15 protein-coding genes are annotated in these 17,173 nt (G+C 36.4%); 10 read left to right on the forward strand and 5 right to left on the reverse strand.

The window, feature by feature from the left end; all coding sequences use genetic code 11:
* Window positions 1-114 precede the first annotated feature (114 nt).
* The 3 genes from NTU89_00205 to NTU89_00215 are packed head-to-tail and all read left to right on the forward strand — an operon-like array spanning window position 115 to window position 2,255.
* The gene (locus NTU89_00205) at window positions 115-396 is read left to right on the forward strand and encodes a septum formation initiator family protein (GenBank protein ID MCX5922970.1); all 282 of its coding nucleotides are present in this window, start codon (window positions 115-117) and stop codon (window positions 394-396) included.
* Between the two features lie 9 nt (window positions 397-405).
* Complete coding sequence (locus tag NTU89_00210; GenBank protein MCX5922971.1) at window positions 406-1,017, forward strand: superoxide dismutase; 612 nt, start codon at window positions 406-408, stop codon at window positions 1,015-1,017.
* Entirely contained in the window at window positions 1,017-2,255 is a 1,239-nt protein-coding gene (locus NTU89_00215) for an endonuclease Q family protein (GenBank protein MCX5922972.1), read from the forward strand. The genes NTU89_00210 and NTU89_00215 overlap by 1 nt, the downstream gene beginning before the upstream one ends.
* A 60-nt stretch (window positions 2,256-2,315) precedes the next feature.
* Here NTU89_00215 and NTU89_00220 read toward each other — a convergent pair whose 3' ends face one another.
* On the reverse strand, window positions 2,316-2,810 hold the full coding sequence (locus NTU89_00220) for a hypothetical protein (GenBank protein MCX5922973.1): 495 nt from the start codon (window positions 2,808-2,810) through the stop codon (window positions 2,316-2,318).
* Between the two features lie 157 nt (window positions 2,811-2,967).
* Here NTU89_00220 and lysS point away from each other — a divergent pair, with 157 nt between their 5' ends.
* A complete protein-coding gene (lysS, locus tag NTU89_00225) occupies window positions 2,968-4,467 on the forward strand; it encodes a lysine--tRNA ligase (protein ID MCX5922974.1) in 1,500 nt (499 codons plus the stop codon).
* 71 nt (window positions 4,468-4,538) lie between these two features.
* Here the strand turns inward: lysS and NTU89_00230 are convergent, their stop codons facing one another.
* Window positions 4,539-5,303 carry a hypothetical protein gene (locus NTU89_00230; protein ID MCX5922975.1) on the reverse strand — a complete coding sequence of 255 codons (765 nt, stop codon included), beginning with the start codon at window positions 5,301-5,303 and terminating at the stop codon, window positions 4,539-4,541.
* Between the two features lie 162 nt (window positions 5,304-5,465).
* Between NTU89_00230 and NTU89_00235 the strand changes: the two genes are divergently transcribed.
* The 4 genes from NTU89_00235 (at window position 5,466) to NTU89_00250 (ending at window position 11,071) form a co-directional block, all read left to right on the forward strand.
* On the forward strand, window positions 5,466-7,967 hold the full coding sequence (locus tag NTU89_00235) for a hypothetical protein (GenBank protein ID MCX5922976.1): 2,502 nt from the start codon (window positions 5,466-5,468) through the stop codon (window positions 7,965-7,967).
* 144 nt (window positions 7,968-8,111) lie between these two features.
* Window positions 8,112-9,851 (forward strand): single-stranded-DNA-specific exonuclease RecJ, encoded by a 1,740-nt coding sequence (recJ, locus tag NTU89_00240; protein MCX5922977.1) that lies wholly within the window; start codon window positions 8,112-8,114, stop codon window positions 9,849-9,851.
* The gene (gene cmk / locus NTU89_00245; GenBank protein ID MCX5922978.1) at window positions 9,848-10,534 is read left to right on the forward strand and encodes a (d)CMP kinase; all 687 of its coding nucleotides are present in this window, start codon (window positions 9,848-9,850) and stop codon (window positions 10,532-10,534) included. Before recJ ends, cmk begins: the two co-directional genes overlap by 4 nt.
* Before the next feature lie 15 nt (window positions 10,535-10,549).
* Window positions 10,550-11,071, forward strand: a complete 522-nt coding sequence (locus tag NTU89_00250; GenBank protein ID MCX5922979.1) for a peroxiredoxin — start codon at window positions 10,550-10,552, stop codon at window positions 11,069-11,071.
* A gap of 87 nt (window positions 11,072-11,158) precedes the next feature.
* Here the strand turns inward: NTU89_00250 and NTU89_00255 are convergent, their stop codons facing one another.
* Window positions 11,159-11,425: a hypothetical protein gene (locus NTU89_00255; protein MCX5922980.1), complete on the reverse strand. Its 267-nt coding sequence runs from the start codon at window positions 11,423-11,425 to the stop codon at window positions 11,159-11,161.
* Between the two features lie 186 nt (window positions 11,426-11,611).
* Here NTU89_00255 and NTU89_00260 point away from each other — a divergent pair, with 186 nt between their 5' ends.
* Window positions 11,612-12,226 carry a hypothetical protein gene (locus NTU89_00260; GenBank protein ID MCX5922981.1) on the forward strand — a complete coding sequence of 205 codons (615 nt, stop codon included), beginning with the start codon at window positions 11,612-11,614 and terminating at the stop codon, window positions 12,224-12,226.
* A gap of 78 nt (window positions 12,227-12,304) precedes the next feature.
* Here the strand turns inward: NTU89_00260 and NTU89_00265 are convergent, their stop codons facing one another.
* Window positions 12,305-12,487 carry a hypothetical protein gene (locus NTU89_00265; GenBank protein ID MCX5922982.1) on the reverse strand — a complete coding sequence of 61 codons (183 nt, stop codon included), beginning with the start codon at window positions 12,485-12,487 and terminating at the stop codon, window positions 12,305-12,307.
* A 42-nt stretch (window positions 12,488-12,529) separates the two neighbouring features.
* The gene (gene lon, locus NTU89_00270; GenBank protein ID MCX5922983.1) at window positions 12,530-14,980 is read right to left on the reverse strand and encodes an endopeptidase La; all 2,451 of its coding nucleotides are present in this window, start codon (window positions 14,978-14,980) and stop codon (window positions 12,530-12,532) included.
* A 644-nt stretch (window positions 14,981-15,624) separates the two neighbouring features.
* Here lon and NTU89_00275 point away from each other — a divergent pair.
* Window positions 15,625-17,046: a hypothetical protein gene (locus tag NTU89_00275; protein MCX5922984.1), complete on the forward strand. Its 1,422-nt coding sequence runs from the start codon at window positions 15,625-15,627 to the stop codon at window positions 17,044-17,046.
* Window positions 17,047-17,173 lie beyond the last annotated feature (127 nt).

Consider the following 17,173-nt stretch of genomic DNA (forward strand, 5'->3'; position numbering starts at 1 on the left):
ATTAATCTTATATTAAAGGTACTCTTTTGATTCTTATTGTCAACTTGCCGGCTTTTGTTACAGTGTATAAAAAGACTTTTGGCTGTGTTGTTTTAAGTAATCTAGGAGGAGACTATGACTTTTTTGGTACGTCGATTTATCATTATGTTTTTAATTTTTGAAGTTGCCTTGTTTGTATTGTTGTATTGTTTTGGGCCAAAGGGCCTGAGTTCTTTTGTAGACCTAAAAAACAAAAAAAAGCAAACTATTCAAGACATTCAAAATCTAAAAGAAGAAATCGAAAAATTAAGATTAGATGTGCAAGCAGGGCTCAGTGATTTTTCAAAAGAAAAAATCGCTAGAGAGAAGTTATTAATGAAAAAAGATCAAGAATTGGTTTATTTTAAAACAAGATAAGGTTTAAATATGTTTACTCTTCCTCAATTGCCGTACAGCTATGATGCTTTGCAGCCATACATCGACGCAAAGACTATGGAAATTCATCTTACCAAGCATCACCAAGCTTACATTGATAATCTAAACAAAGCGCTTTTTGCGCACCCAGAACTGCAAAAAATGAGTTTGGATGAGTTAATTGTTGGCATTGATTTACTTCCAGAGGCAATTAAAACAACGGTGCGAAACAATGCTGGTGGGCACTTTAATCACTCGCTTTTTTGGGAAATGATGAAACCAAATGCGCAGATGGTTCAAGGACATTTGATGCAAGAAATTCAGAAAAAATTCGGGTCATTTCAAGCCTTTAAAGAATTATTTGAAAATGCAGCAAAAACTCGCTTTGGTAGTGGGTGGGCATGGTTAGTTTTAAATAAATCTGGCGATATGGAAATTATTTCTACGGCAAATCAAGACGCAACTTTGATGATTGGCTCAACTCCTTTGTTGGGGCTTGATGTATGGGAGCATGCATATTATTTGCATTATCAAAATCGTAGACCTGATTATATTGCCGCTTGGTGGAATGTGGTTAATTGGGAATTTGTTGAGCAGCGTTATCGCATGGTGATTGGAAAGTAGTGCAATACATTGCTGATTTTCACATACATTCAAAGTATTCTCATGCAACGTCAAAGTTTATGGATTTAGTTGCGCTCAGCAGATGGGGGCAACTAAAGGGCATTGGCGTGATGGGTACTGGTGATTTTACTCACCCAATTTGGCAAAAAGAACTCAAAAGTCAGCTTGTGCTCTCAGAGTCTGGCTTGTTTGAGCTGAGTTCTGAGTTTAAACAACTGGCTAATGCCAGTGTCTATGATTCTTGTAAGGGTCTGCAAAGATTTATTTTATCTGCCGAAATAAGCACTGTTTTTAAACGAAATGGACGTTGCTATCGAACTCACTCTATTATTTTAGCTCCATCGTTTGAGGCCGTAGAAGGTATCACAAAGCAGCTGGCAAAGGTTGGAAATATTATTTCTGATGGTCGGCCAATTCTTGGCCTTGATGTAAAAGATTTGGTTAAAATTGTTTTAACAGCATCACCAGACTGCATGGTTATTCCTGCGCACATTTGGACTCCTTGGTATGGGCTTCTTGGTTCAAAATCTGGCTTCGATTCTGTGTATGAATGCTTTGAGGAATTAACCGATCATATTTATGCTCTCGAAAAAGGACTTTCTGCAAGCATGCTTATGAGTGCGCAGGTTTGTGAGCTTGATAGGTTTGCGATACTTTCTAATTCTGATGCCCATAGTGTCCAAAATTTGGGGCGCGAAGCAAATATAATGAATACTGCTTTGTCGTACGAAGGCATTGCGAACGCTTTGCGCGCAAACGATAAAAATGGGTTAGTTGCTGGAATAGAATTTTTTCCAGAGCGTGGAAAATATTATGGCGATGGTCACAGGGCTTGCAATGCGTACCTAACTCCTGAGCAAGCAAAAGCATGCAATGGTATCTGTGCGATTTGCGGTAAGCCTGTAACTGTTGGCGTTTTAAATCGTGTTAGCCAATTGGCTAATCGAAGTTTAAAAGAAGCGCAGATGTACGCTCGAAAAAGTTATCGAGTTGTGCCTCTTTTAGATATTTTGAGCACTCAGATGGGACTGTCCCAAACAAGTCAAAAAGTGGAGAAAATGTACCATCATATTTTAAAAAATATTGGTTCTGAGTTTTTCGTGCTGCTTGACGCCCCCATTCAAGATATTGAAAAAGCATCAACATTTGAAATTGCAAGCGCTGTTGAGCGGCTTCGGGCTGGTGATGTCTTAGTAACGCCTGGGTATGATGGAGTTTATGGAAAACTACAGTTTTAAAATTTAATCATGATAAAGGGACCCGGATAAAAGAGTCCCTTTATTTTTTACTCTGTGAAATTATTTTTTAGCGCCGACAGATTTTAAGCTAGCGGCAATGGCTTTGAAGTTTTCATTTTTTTGATATGGGAAAGTACGTTTTTTTGGAGGGTGGGATGCATATGCCAAAGATGTATGCCCGCTACCACTTTTTGTGTTGATTGATTTCATAAAGTTGCCTGGCTGCTCGAGTAGTAGGTACCAAACGCACTTTTTAGAGCCAAACCAAGCTGCAGCGTTTAAAGGCGTTGCAGGGTTTCCAGACCAAGGTAAATTTGTATATGCCAAATTCCAATTAAAATTTGGGTTAGCTATCACAAAGCGTTGCAGATCAGCATCGTTATCGTTTGCAAAGATTTTTTTTAGCTGTGATATGTTTTCAGGATTATATTTTAGTTTAGCACCAGCTTTAATCATCTGATCAAAGCCTTCGTTGTGCTTATGCTTTGTTGGCTCTGTGTTTTGAGTTGCTATAGCAATGGTAAGCAAAAGTAGCATGTTTTTAGATTTGTTCATTTTAGGACTCCTTTTGAGGGTTATTTTAAATACATGAAAAAAGATATAATTTATAGCAACAATAAGTCTATGGTCTTGGTAAATTCGTCAAAAAATTTGATTTAGGTATGATAAAGATTATAAGAATCGATTTGTCTTTATTTTGGAATTAAAAATCATGGACTCAAAACATATTGATGGATTACAAGATTATCTAGGTCATACTTCGCAGGAGCACGATGTTCGTGTTTCAAAGGTTACAAAAATGCGTGAGCAAGGCATAGAGCCTTGGCCAGCATTAAAACATGCAAATTCTGCATCAAAAAAACTCATAGAGTCATTTGTAGAAGGCGACAGCAACGTTCAAACGCTTGTTGGTCGTGTCATGACTGTGCGTCTGCATGGAAAAGCTGCCTTTGTACACATTCAAGATCAGCTTGGAAAGATTCAGCTTTACATCAAAGAAGATTTGGTTGGAACTCAAGCTTTTTTAGAGTTTGAACAATTTGTAGACATTGGTGATATTTTGTGGGTTCAGGGAACTACTTTTAAAACTCAGCGTGGCGAAATTTCTTTAAGAGTTTCTAGCTGGAGTTTGCAAAGTAAATGCTTACATCCTCTTCCAGAAAAATTTCATGGTTTAACTGACGTCGAAGTTCGATACCGTCAACGTTATCTAGATTTAATCTGCAACGAAGATAGCAAAAATTTACTCATTAAGCGTTCGCGCGTTGTTCAAGCTATTCGAGAGTTTTTAAATAAATTTGAGTATCTTGAAGTTGAAACCCCAATGCTTCATCCAATAGCTGGCGGTGCTGCAGCTCGTCCGTTTGTGACTCATCACAATGCGCTGGGACAAGATTTTTACTTAAGAATTGCGCCAGAGCTGTATCTAAAAAGACTCGTTGTCGGTGGCCTTGATAGAGTTTATGAAGTTAACAGAAACTTTAGAAATGAAGGTATTTCAACAAAGCACAATCCAGAATTTACTATGCTTGAGTGTTACACCGCGCATCAAGATATTGATTATGCAATGAGCTTGATAGAGTCGTTAGTGCAATTTGTCGTGAGCAGCATTGGCTCAGATCTCAAAGTGCAATTTGGAGCGCATGAGCTTGATTTTGGCAAATCATTTACTCGCATTTCTCTTCATGACGCAGTAAAAAAATATAATAATTTATCGGATAGTGATTTAAATGAATCATCGATTGATGCTCTTTTAAAATCTAAAAAAATAGCATTGCCAAAAGCAGGCATGAATCTTCAAGAAAAGATTTACCTTTTGTTTGAACAAACCGTTGAGTCTGAGCTTATTCAGCCAACTTTTGTGACAGGGTTTCCTATCGAAGTTTCACCTCTTGCAAAACGTGATCCAAAAAATGTAGATCTTGCTTCTCGCTCAGAACTTTTTGTAGCTGGCTTAGAGCTTGCAAACTTATTTGATGAGTTAAATGATCCGTTTGACCAAGCGCAGCGCTTTCATGGGCAAGTAGAAGCTCAAAAAGCTGGCGATGCAGAAGCTCATAATTACGATGCTGATTTTATATTAACTCTTGAGTACGGACTACCTCCAACAGTTGGCTTTGGAATTGGAGTTGATCGTATGGTTATGCTTCTAACCGGAACAACGTCGATTAAAGATGTTATCCTCTTTCCTACGCTGAAGAAAAAAGCATAAATTTTATCATTAAATAAAAAAGAACCGGCTTAGAAATTTCTAAGCCGGTTCTTTTTTATTTAATCTAATTTTTAGCTGTTAAAGTTTTTACCAAGATCGCTAAATGTTTTTAATGTTCCAAGAACATCAGGTGATTTTGTGTCTGATTTGTAACGAGCTGCAAATGTGTGCTCTAAAAGATGTTGGATTATTTCAAATATTTGAGCAACATTGCTATCTGTTAAAGATGCTGGGTTTGCGTTATATTTTTCCGCTAGTTCACTAAATGCAGGAACTAATTCAGCAGGAATGTGTGCTTTGTGTGAATCAAGATTTTTCAAGACGTTAACAAGGGTTTCTTTTTTGATTGATTTTTTCATGTAGTCAGCATAAATATCATACGCTAGTTTGCTGATTGCAGCTTGAGCAACCATATTTGGAATGCTGATACCACTGTCTGGTTTTTTAATTTCTATTAATGCTGCAGCGCCAGTTTTTAAGCAAGTTTTTTCATCAACAATGGGCATTTCAATTAAAGCTTTTATAAATTTTGGTTCTTTTAATGGAGCTAGGCCACGGATATCAACTTGTACAAAGTTGTAAATATTTTCTTTTAAGATAGTTAAAATACCTGCCACAAGTAAGGCTGTTTGTGCTTTGCTTAGAGCCGCTTCAAGTTTGTGTTTTGGTTGTTCAATGAATAGAAATTCAAGGTATTTTGAACCATCGCGATTGTCTTTGTAGCACTCTTGTTGTGCTTGAATTGAAAGGTCTGTGAAGGTATTAAAAGTTGTAAATACTGTTAAAAACAGAGACAATACTGCTTTTAAAGTGAAAGAATTCTGTCTTGTTGACATAAAAAGCTCCTTATTAAATTATAAAATTACTTATATTTTAACTATATCAAAGCCTGCTTTTTTTTCTATTAAAAAGGATAAAATTACAAGCTTTATTTTTGATTAAATCTTTTGTAGTTTTATCTGCGTAGTTTTAAAAAAATCCAGATAAAAGGGAAAAGTATGAAAAAAAATCGTAGTAATATTGTCTTGATAGTGGCTCTGGCGTCACTGTTTCCACTATTTTTGATATCTGAGCCTGATGGCGATGTAGATCAGAATTTAAACAAACTTAGATCTGAGAAAATAGAGTCTATTTATAATGATGTTAGGACCAATGTTTTAAGCTCTCAGGAACTGTTTACAGATCAAATCACAACAAAGTTGAAAGAGATGGGCCCTTATTCAGCCAGTAGGGTTAAAGAGCTTAATGACTTTCTGGTAGATAGTCTTAAGGGATTTGTTGGATCTATGGGTGTTATCGAGCGGACTGCAAACGCTAATTATTATCTGTTTTTAGAAGAAAATGATATGCAGTCAGATGATCCTCGTGATATTTCGCCAGATGAAAGACTGTTGTTTCATGGGGTCCATAGCATTACAAGTCTTGCTATTTTACATGCTCGATCATTGATTCTTGCGATTACTTCTAAAAATGATCAAGCCGGAATTGGAGAGCGGGTTGCTCAGGCCTTAAAAGAGTCTGATGTTCAAGCTAAAAAAGACTATGAAGAGCAGTTGGCAGCAAATGAAAAAGAGTTTAATCGTTCGCGGTGGCAAGCTGTTAAGGATTTCGGGTCAGATTTTGTATCAGAATTTTCTAATGAATTTAACAAGGAAGTAAAAAAAGAAGTATTAAAGCAGGTAGAAGGTGCTGCAGAGCAACTGCTTGGCAAGGTAGGCGCTGGAGTAATAGATTTACTTAAGCCGCTTACGGGAGGAGGCCTTGCTCAGTTAAATCAGTTGCCTGAAAAGTTAAATAACCAAGGTCTTGCTCAATTAGAAAGTGACAATACAGATCGTGCATTAGAATTGTTGAAATCTTCGATAAGGGTTTTAAATCCATCTCTTCCGCCTGTGTCGCCAGTATTTGTTCATGAAAAAACAAGTCTTGGAAAAGAGGAAATGTCTTTTTTGAATAATCGTTTGCCAAAAGTTCAAAAAGCTTTAAGCAATGAGTTTGGAATTGATCAGCCATTAAAAATATCTTGGTGTTTTGGCGGAGGTGGGGTTCGTGCCATGTTTGCTACTCATGCAATGCTTGCATCTGCTGCCAAGCATAAGATTTTAGATGCATCTATTTATATGGCGGGTCTTTCTGGTTCTACATGGATGATTGCTCCTTGGTGTTATTTGTACTTAAAAGGATATTTGTCTAAAAATTTAGAAATATCATTTCAGCAAGTGTTAAAAAGCTTAGAGATTTCTTTGAATGATGATTCAATGTTTATTGAAATCCCTAAGGTAAGTTTTTATGGACCTCCGCTTTTATCTGTAGATGATTACGCTCGTTTTTCATCAGATATTGCAATGCGCTTTGGTTTTAATCAGCCAATAACAGTGGTTGATGTGTTTGGAGCATTTATTGGAGGTTTTGCATTGCAAAAGGCCGGAAAAAAACGACTTGATGTGACATGGTCTTCAATTTGCAAAGAAGCTCAATATGGAATCACTCCATGGCCCCTTTGTTCTTCTACCTTTGAATTAAATCAAAGCAGCTTGTCAAAGAGTCCAAAAGCTAGGAAGTATGAATGGTTTGAAATGAGTCCATCACAGGCTGGGAGCCCTTTAGTTGGATATGTTCCAGTACAGTATGTAGGTTCAAAGTTTCAAGGTGGTAAATTAGTTACGAGTTCTATTTGTCCAGAATATTCAATGGCATTCTTTTTAGGGATGTATGGCTCTGCGTTTGCAGCTCTTTCGCCTAATGTACTCATTGAAAAAAAACTTAAAGAGGTTGAGTTTACTGTTCAGGGTGTAAGCATTACAATACCCGTTGATAAATGGGTTAAGGCTATTATGGATGAAGCTTTTGGCAAAGATGCTGGTAGCTTTCGACATGAAAAAGTTCATGCTCAGTTTTCAAATTATTCTCAAGGCTTGCAATCGAGTGTTTTACAAAATGAATCAACCCTTGGAATGTTTGATGCTGGTGGTGATTTTAATTTCCCATTACCACTTTTGTTTGACAGGCCTGATCGGACTCCCGATATTGTATTTATCGTTGATTCAAATAATCAAGATGCTAAGGATCTTAAAGTTGCTACAAGCTACTTTAAGCTAAAAGGCATAGATGTAGTTCCTGATATGTCTAAGGTTACAGCAGACGAGCTTCTTGCGTCAGCTATGACTGTTTTTAATGATCCTCGAGATGCAAAAAAATATAATAAAAAAGCATCTACCATTATTTATTTTCCAACAAGAGATATTGATACATCGATGAGTTCTCCGTTCTTTACTATGAATTTTAAATATAACCCAGAGCAAATAGCTAAGCTGACAGGCAATGTTTCTCTTGCTTTTGAATCTCAAGTTCCTGAAATAAAGAATATATTTAAATTAGTAGCGGAGCAAAAATATGGCGTTTCTCTTGAAAAACCTGATAAGAAAATTAGGTTGATTAAAAAAGTTGTGTTTGATGGAGATAGTGCGCCTAAAAAAAGAAAGACTTCTTTTTCTAAATAAGTAGTTTGTAAATAAATTGATAAAGAGCAGGATTTTTAAGTAAATCCTGCTCTTTGTTCTTAGCTTTGCAACTTTGTAGTTGATGAGTTACACTAAAATCATATTTTAATAGTGTAATTGACCTTTGTTTAAATCTGGTGCTTCATGAATTATTCTTTTGTTCAAGGTTATAAATATCTTCTTGGTCTTCCAGAGGTAGACACGCAAAAAGCTATCGAGATTTCACAAAAGTTTTGTCTTTCTATGCCTCTTGCCAGAACTCTTGTAGCAAGAGATTGTTGTGATAATAAAAAAATTGAAGATTTTTTACTGAGTGATGAGCAAAAGGATGTCGGTGATCCGGCTCTGATGAAAGGTGCTACTCGAGCAGTAGAGCGCATTTTAAGAGCAATTGAAAACAAAGAAAAAATACTTATCTTTGGCGACTATGATGTGGATGGAATTACCTCGTCATCTTTAATGATGATGGGCCTTTTGCCTCTTGGCGCTTTGGTTAATTTTTATTTGCCAAATAGAGTCAAGGATGGATATGGAATATCTACTAAAATTGTAAAAAAAGCAGCTGAAAATAATTACAAAGTAATTATCACCGTTGATAATGGAATTACTGCTTTTGAGCCAGCGAAATTAGCGCTAGAGCTTGGCGTAGATTTAATTATCACTGATCATCATAGGCCGCATGATCATGTGCCAGAGGCGTATACAATAGTTAATCCACATCAAGATGATTGTGAGTATCCATATAAACATTTTGCAGGAGTTGGTGTTGCTTTTAAAATACTTACACTTTTGTATCGTGAAAAAAATATGGAAATTCCTGGCAAGGTTATTGAGCTTTTGCTTTTAGGAACAGTTGCTGACGTGGTTCCCTTGACGGGTGAAAATAGATATTGGGTGCGTTATGGTCTTTCGCATGTCAACAAGCATGAGAGCTATGCTCTGCAAGTTTTAAAAGAAAATAGTAAGTTTACAAAGCCTGAACTTTTTTCTACAGACATTGGTTTTTCTGTAACTCCTCAAATTAATGCACTTGGTCGATTAGATGATCCTCGCGAAGGGGTTCAGTTTCTCATCGGAAGCGACACTCGAGATGTAGATAGAATTGGGAAAATTCTTCTTGAGCTTAATGACTCCAGAAAAGAGGTAGAAAGATCGATTAGCGCTGACATTATAAAACAAGTAGAAACAAAGAAAATTGATATTTCGAAAAACATTGTTTTGACTTCGAGTTCAAATTGGCCTGCGGGTGTCATTGGGCTTGTTGCCTCTCGTATGGTTGGGCTGTATGGTAAACCAACACTTTTATTTCATATTACAAAAGATGGTATAGCAAAGGGTTCTTGCCGTTCAATTAAAGAATTTAATATTTTTAATGCGCTCAGTGAGTCAAAAGATATTTTAATTTCATTTGGTGGGCATTCACATGCTGCAGGACTTTCACTCAAAGTGCAAGATTTGCCATTGTTGCAATCTCGACTTGAAAAAAAGGTTGCCGCGGAGCTTACAGAGTTTGATTTAAAGCAAAAGTTATTGGTTGATGCGTGTGCAAACTTATCAGATTTTTCAGAAAAATTCATGAAGGATTTGCGCTTGTTTGAGCCATTTGGTCATGAAAATCCACAGCCATATTTTTATATTAAAGGTGTAGTTCTTGTTAAAAAGCCTCAAGTTTTAAAAGAGGTTCATGTAAAATGTATGATTTTTGCAGATGGAGTGATCAAGCCGGTCATGTTTTTTAATAGACCTGAATTGATTGAAGTTTTTACCAATCAATCAGACGAGCCATTTGATATTGTAGGGCAGGTTATGCATAATTATTGGAATGGTTCATACACGGTTGAATTGCAAGGAATCGATGTGGCAAATATGAAGGAAAAACTATGATTATTACTATTGATGGGCCAAGCGGAAGCGGCAAATCCACTTTAGCCCTTGCTCTTTCAAATCAGTTGAATTTTTTTTGTTTAAATAGTGGTTATTTGTATCGCGGCTTGGCTTACGTGCTTAAAAACTTTTATTCATATGATGAAACAATGCTTGAAAATCCTTTGCCTCAAGACATTCAAGCATGCTTTGAAAGTGGCGTTTTTCAATATCGATATGAGTCTGGCCTGGCAAAAATTTACTGGATTAATGAAATAACTCAATTTTTAAAAGATCCTGAAATGGCAAGAGGTGCTGTTCTGCTTGCGCAAAGTGATGTTGCCAGAAGTGCGATAAAAGACTTTCAGATAAAACTTATGAAAAACCATGACGTTGTCGTTGAAGGTCGCTCTTGTGGATCAACTATGTTTCCTGATGCGCAAGTAAAGTTTTATCTCGACGCTGATCCGAGTGTTCGTGCGCGACGGTTTGTAAAAGATCAAGAAAGAAGAGGAAATCATTTTTCTTTTGATAATGCTTTAGAGGTTATTAAGTCTAGGGATTTAATGGACATGCAAAGATCTATTGATCCTCTTGTTATTCCAAAAGGTGCTTTTATTTTAAGTTCGTCTATTGATAACCAAGATCAAGTGTTGCAAAAAGCACTTAGCCATGTAAAAAATGTGATACACAATAAAAATTAAAAAAAGGAGTAGGAAGTGAATTTCAAGCACGGGTTTGTTTTTTTAGTATGTCTTATATTTTCAAATTTTCTTCAGGCTCGTAAACCAAAATTAGTTGGAAAGCCAGCGCCAAATTTTACGGCTCAAGCAGTTTTTCCAGATGGAATGATTCAGTCGTTTAATTTAAGTGATTATATCGGCAAAACCGATATTGTTTTGTATTTTTATCCATTTGACAGTACGCCAACTTGCTCAAAGCAGGCAGAAAGCTTTAAAAATGGATTTAATCGTTTGCAGGAAAATGGAATTATGGTTGTTGGGGTGAGCTGTGATGCTCCTGCCTCGCACAAAAGGTTTATAAAAAAACTTAATTTGCCATTTCCTTTGGTAAGTGACACGAGAATTAAAAGAGATATTTCAAGCAAATATGGAACGGTTGGATTATTTCATAGCAAGCGTAGGACTTTTTTGATAAACAAAAAAGGAATAATTATTAAAGTCTTTAATGATGTTTCGGTTGATACTCAAATTGACGATATTTTAAAAGGTTTTTTCTAAAAATTATAATAAGTTAATTAGTCGCACAACAAAAATCCCTGCTTGAGAGCAGGGATTTTTGATAAAAAAAGAGTGGTCAGAAATTTTTTATTTGCCGTAAATTCGCTGATGTGATTCTACAGCAGCACAAAAAAAGTTAGTTTCGCACAGTTGGCATATGGCGTTGCATGTGTTGTGCTTTGCTTTTTTTATTGCGGTTGATATTTTTTCTTTTTGATCGTCAGGCAAATCCTGATTTTTAATAATGTAGGCTGTTGATGCGCTTGCTATGCATAAACCAATTCTAGTTTTAGGACTCGGGTGTATTTGTGTGCTTATGCAAATGATAGCCATAAGAATAAATAGTTTTTTCATAAAAATCTTTTTTGAATTGTTGATTGCGCCTCGTTATTAATTTGATTGTATTCTACTACAAGCAATAAAAATGAAAAGTTTTGTTTTGTTGCTTTTCGTTCTTTTCTTGGAAGTCTTGACTTTGATCTGGGCGGGTTGGTAATGAGAAAGAATATTGCCATAACTTTTCAAAAAAAGGAGTTTTTTGTGAACAAGAAAAATATAATGAGCTTGGTATCAGCTTTCTTAGCGCTGCCAATGTCTGCTCAAGCAGCATCAATATCTTCTACGCCACTGATAGGTTGGGTTTTTATAGGCATTGCGCCTTTGATGACGATGAATAAGCTCAGCAGCCTGCTTGGAGTTATTATTTTTTTGCTGTCAATTCTGCTCGAGGCTTTAGTTGTTTCTAGGGTTGCTCATGTTGTGTATAAATCTTGCGCAAAACGTATGATAGTTGCTCGCATAGTCTCTTGCTTAGCCAACATGCTGGTAATACTTATTGGGCTTGGTATTGCTTTGTTTAGTAACTTTGAGCTGTATTTTGGCAAAGATGGAATGTTTCAAGGTGGGGCCCCTCTTTCTTTGGAGCAAAAAATGTTGCTAGGATCAAAGTTTACTTGGATGCTTCTATCTTTAGTTCTTGTAGTTTTTTCGGTGAAAATGCTTGTTGAATATATTGCATTTCGTAGATTTGGCATATCAGTTGAGCGTAAAACTTTAATAAAAGCTGTCTTGCTGGCAAATGCTGCAAGTTATGGAATTATGTTGGTTATCGTTTTAATAATGGATCATTTCAAGATTGCTCTTAGTTCTTTGTAGGCAATAAAAAAAAGGCTCGTGTTTTAAACGAGCCTTTTTCTTTTAAAGTTTTAACTAATTTGGCTTTCGCCAGATAGCTTACGCTTCGTAATTTTCTTTTGAGTCAGAAGCTTCTTCTGATCCAGCTTGTGCTAGTTCTTCAGAGTTGTTCATTTCTTCTGAAATTTCAACTGGAGCTACAACTTCTTCTTTTTTGCCGCAACCAACGATGAAAGGAAGAGCTACTGTTGCAAGTACGATTGTAAGTAGGAATTTTTTCATTAGGACCCTTTGTATTTAAGGTTTGTATATAATTATGTTTGTTTATTGCTTCTTTGTTACCGTCTTTTTTGCCTTAGCTGATTTCTTTTTTAAAGAAATCTTTTTCCGGTTGAATGGATTTTTAGCTAATGCCTGTTGTAATACTATATCCATCTGCTCAACAAAAACAATATTGAGTTTCGTAACATCGTTTTTAAACTCTTCAATATCTGATTCATTTGCCTTTGGAAGCAGGACTGTTGTGATACCGAATTGTTGCGCGGCAAGGAGTTTCTCTTTGAGCCCACCGATTGCAAGAACTCTACCTCGTAGGGAAACTTCACCAGTCATAGCCAGACAATTTTTGAATGGAATATTTGTTAACGCAGAAACAAGCGCGCAAGTTATAGCAATACCAGCAGATGAACCATCTTTGGGCGTTGCGCCATCAGGAAAGTGTATGTGTACGTCATTGTTTGAAAATTCTGATTTTTTCACACCAATTTTTGGAGCAATTGATCGTACGTAGCTGTAAGCTGTTTGTGCGGATTCTTGCATTACTTCGCCAAGTTGACCAGTTAATGTCAATCCACCTTTTCCAGGAAGCAAGCTTACTTCAATTTCTAAAACATCGCCGCCCATTTCTGTCCAGGCAAGTCCTGTAGCTAGTCCAACCACATCTTTGTTTTTGCAAAGATCAGTTTTTTTATATTTTTCTTGTCCTAGCCATGCGACTATTTTTTCAGAAGTTATAGTAACGCTTTTTAGATTTTTATCGTGCAGAAACTCTTGGATAGATTTTCTCATTAGCTTTGCAATTAAACGCTCAAGTTGCCTTACCCCGGCTTCTTTTGTGTACTCATTGATCATTAAAAGTAAATTTTCTGTACTTATTTTAACCTGAGTTTTATTTAAATTGTGCTCTTTGAGCATTTTTGGAAATAGAAAGTTTTGTGCAATTGCTAGTTTTTCACCATCTGTGTATCCAGAAAGGTTAATGACTTCCATTCTGTCATACAAAGCGTACGGGATAGAGTCAGATGAGTTTGCAGTTGCAATAAACATTACATTAGATAAATCATATTCAGTGTCTATGAAGTGATCCATGAATGTTTTGTTTTGTTCCGGATCTAACACCTCAAGAAGCGCTGCAGCAGGGTCCCCTGTGCTGTCGTGGGACAGTTTGTCGATTTCGTCGAGCAAAATTACAGGGTTGATTGTTTTTGTTTTGCGCATCGCATGTAAAATTTTGCCCGGTAGCGCGCCGATGTATGTTCTTCTGTGCCCTCGTATCTCAGCTTCGTCTTTAACGCCGCCTAGCGAAATCCTGGTGAATTCTCGACCAAGGCTTTTTGCAATTGATGCCGCAAGAGATGTTTTACCTACTCCTGGAGGCCCGACAAGGCAGATAGTTGGCGACTTTTTAAGCTCGAGAGCATATTTTTGAGCTGCTACAAACTCAAGGATTCGATCTTTGACTTTTTTGAGCCCTGCATGTTCTTTATTTAAAAATTTTTCTGCTTGAATAAGGCTGATACTGTCTTTGCTTTTTTTGTGCCAAGGAAGAGTAAGTATCCAATCAAGATAATGTTTGCTAATGGCAGATTCAGCAGAAATCGCTGGCATTTGTTCGAGGCGATGAAGTTCTTTTTCTGCTTTTTCTTGAGCGTCTTTTGGAAGGCGCAAAAGCTTGATTTTATGATGCATGCTATCAAGTTCACCAGAATGATCATCTCTGCCAAGTTCTTTATGGATAGCTTTAATTTGTTCTGTTAAGTAATATTCTCTTTGGTTCTTTTCAACCTGGTGCTGAACTCTGCCTTTGATTCGATCTTCAGCTTGTAGTATTTCAATCTCTTTTTTTAAAAGTGATGCAACGAGTGTCATTCGTTGTTGAAGATTTATAGTTTCAAGGATTTGTTGGCGATCGAAAAAAGATATGTTTGCATGAACAGCAATCGTATCTGTGATCGCTTCTTTATCATCAATGGTTAAAGCTGCAGCAACTAAATCAGCGGGAATTTTTGGATTAAGTTTGCAGTATGTTTGATACGTGCTTTTTAAATTTCTCCAAGCGGCTTCAATGCGAACGTCTGATGCCGATGAAGTGTAGCAATCTTGAAGTAAAGCTGAAGTAAAAGATTCAGTTTCAAACGTTTCGATCATTTTTGTTCTAACAATGCCTTCAACTAAAATCTTTAGTGAGTTGTTAGGCATTTTCATCATTTGCAGAATTGTTGATTTTGTACCGTAAGTGTACATTTCGTCTTGGGTTGGATTTTCAGTTTCTGGATTTTTTTGCGCGGTAATGAAAATTGTCTTGTTGTTGTGCTTAAGTGCATGCTCAACAGCTCGAACAGAAGATTTTCTACCCACGATGATTGGGATAATGCTTGTTGGTAAAACGACTATATTTTTTAATGGAAGGATTGGCAAAATATTGTCAGAAGTGGGCTGATGTAAGATTTCAGGTGCAATAACCGGTTTTGCAGCTATTATTTGTTCTTCGATCATATATTTTGACTCCTATGTTATGAGTAGGCTTTTTAGAGCCATTGTGTTAAGAAAGTCTATGTAAAATAGCCTTGCTATGAGTAACCAATCCATTATGAGAGCTTTAATAAAGATCAGCCGTGGTGCATGAAAGAGATAGTTTTTCATGTATGAAAAAATGACTCTAGCCTCAGGCTTCTTGGCTGATTTATTTAAAAAGACATCTATATAAATATACCAAGATTTTTAAGATTCGTAAATCACTTTTTGATAGGGGTTTTTAGTGGTTTTGCCCTATGTGAGCTTTAAATCGAGGTTTTTAGTTAAAATCTTTTTTTGTTTCTGTAAAACCTTTGTAAGAATTTTTTGACCGTGTTATACTGCCTGTAATTATTATTCGAAAATATCTTTGTTTAAAACAATTTTTTAGAGGACTTATGGTGCTTTTGAGTAGTTTAATGGATAAGGTTTTTAGGCTCTGTCAGCTATGGGAGTTATCTCGTAGAGCCACTTTTTGGACAATTACATAAGGCTTTTGATGCTTTTATAGCTTCAATGGCCTTTTTTGTTGTAAAAAAATGGCTTCAATATAAAAAATTGGATCAGTTAGTAGTGGATCAAAAGTGAAATTTTTTAGAGTTCAGTAGGATTTAAAGGATACAGATATGGCTTCTTTCTTGGGGGGTATGTTTAACTTAGGTTTAAACAGGCACGAGCGATTAAAATTTATTCTCTTAACCATTTCTTTTGCGTTTGTTTTGGGTTCTTATACCATTGCAAAAGAATTAAAAGATTCCATCTTTGTCAGCATTGTCGGTAAAAGCTATCTTCCAACAGCAAAGCTTTTGGTCATATTTTTATTGATACCTGCAGCGCTAGGTTATTCTCGCCTTGTTGATGTTTTTCGTCGTTACCAGTTGCTAGCATTTTATTGCATGCTTTACGGCGTTGTTTTGGCTGTTTTCACCTTGCTTCTTGGTCATCAAACAATTGGTCTTTATAACACTCAAACGAGCCCATATCGGTTTTTTGGGTGGATTTATTATTTTGTCTTAGAAGGTTACTCGCCATTTGTAGTGAGTGTGTTTTGGGCTTTTGCAAATTCAATTTCAAGTCCCAAAGAGGCTCGAAATTGCTATCCTTTGATGGTTGCAGGTTCTAAGGTTGGTGGTATCTCTGCAGCACTGTTTGCATGGTATATTCTTGATCATGATAATATTTTGAGTCGATTTGGAAGCCTCAATCATGATGTGGTTTCTCATCAGATTTTAATGGGTGTTGTTTCTGTAATGCTGCTTTGCGTTCCAGTTTTGCTGGTTATTTTAATGCGTGTGGTTCCTGGTCAGTATCTTCATGGGTACGAGGCTGTTTATCAGCTTGAAAAGAAGCATGATAAAGAAAAAGAAGAGGGCGAATCAAAAACGTCTATTTTCTCTGGAATTAGGCTTTTAGTTGAATCGCCGTATGTTTTAGGAATCTTTGGCTTAGTGTTTTGCTATGAAACGTTAAATGTTGTCATTGGGATTCAGCGAATTGGGCTTTTACAAGAAGCTTCAACTTCTATGGCTGGACTTTCTGCCGCAATGTTCTGGCAGAGGTTTCAGTCTCATTTTTATGGCATGTTGCTTTCATTTTTTGGTATGCAGTTCTTGCTTAGAAGATTTGGCGTTAGAAGATGTCTATTTATGGTTCCTTTCTTGGTCTCAATTCTTTTAATTTTCTTTGTAATGACATACAGCGCAGACTCAATAATGTATGTATTTATTGGAATGGCTGCAGTAAATTATTCTATTTCGCATCCATTAAGAGAAGCTCTGTATATTCCGACGACCAAAGATATGAAGTTTAAGGCTAAGGCGTGGATCGATACTTTTGGCACTAAGTTTTCTAAGGGTTTTGGTTGTATAGTTTCGAATTCTATTAATTTTTGCACTGCGGGAACATCTCTTGCAAATACCGCTTACGGTGGTGTGTTTGGAGCGTTAATGTTGCTTTGGTTTACTGCTTCATGGTTACTTGGCAAAAAATATGAAAAATCAACTCGCAACAATGAAATTATTGGCAGCGATATTCCTGGAAATATGTAAGCAGGCAAAGGCTAAATTGATTATAGAGAGATAATAATAAAAGAAAGGACCTTGTACATGTTAAGTGCGGCTTTTAAAAAAATTGGTGCCATTGTTAAAAAAATGGGCTTATCTATCGACCTGGACA

It is taken from the genome of Candidatus Dependentiae bacterium (assembly GCA_026389065.1).
GTDB lineage: Bacteria > Babelota > Babeliae > Babelales > Chromulinivoraceae > JACPFN01.

Coding starts and splice junctions, on each gene's coding strand:
- NTU89_00275 (MCX5922984.1), top strand. CDS start 15,625: ATGGCTTCTTTCTTGGGGGGTATGTTTAACTTAGGTTTAAACAGGCAC.
- lon (MCX5922983.1), bottom strand. CDS start 14,980: ATGATCGAAGAACAAATAATAGCTGCAAAACCGGTTATTGCACCTGAA.
- NTU89_00255 (MCX5922980.1), bottom strand. CDS start 11,425: ATGAAAAAACTATTTATTCTTATGGCTATCATTTGCATAAGCACACAA.
- NTU89_00220 (MCX5922973.1), bottom strand. CDS start 2,810: ATGAACAAATCTAAAAACATGCTACTTTTGCTTACCATTGCTATAGCA.
- NTU89_00235 (MCX5922976.1), top strand. CDS start 5,466: ATGAAAAAAAATCGTAGTAATATTGTCTTGATAGTGGCTCTGGCGTCA.
- cmk (MCX5922978.1), top strand. CDS start 9,848: ATGATTATTACTATTGATGGGCCAAGCGGAAGCGGCAAATCCACTTTA.
- NTU89_00265 (MCX5922982.1), bottom strand. CDS start 12,487: ATGAAAAAATTCCTACTTACAATCGTACTTGCAACAGTAGCTCTTCCT.
- lysS (MCX5922974.1), top strand. CDS start 2,968: ATGGACTCAAAACATATTGATGGATTACAAGATTATCTAGGTCATACT.
- recJ (MCX5922977.1), top strand. CDS start 8,112: ATGAATTATTCTTTTGTTCAAGGTTATAAATATCTTCTTGGTCTTCCA.
- NTU89_00210 (MCX5922971.1), top strand. CDS start 406: ATGTTTACTCTTCCTCAATTGCCGTACAGCTATGATGCTTTGCAGCCA.
- NTU89_00230 (MCX5922975.1), bottom strand. CDS start 5,303: ATGTCAACAAGACAGAATTCTTTCACTTTAAAAGCAGTATTGTCTCTG.
- NTU89_00205 (MCX5922970.1), top strand. CDS start 115: ATGACTTTTTTGGTACGTCGATTTATCATTATGTTTTTAATTTTTGAA.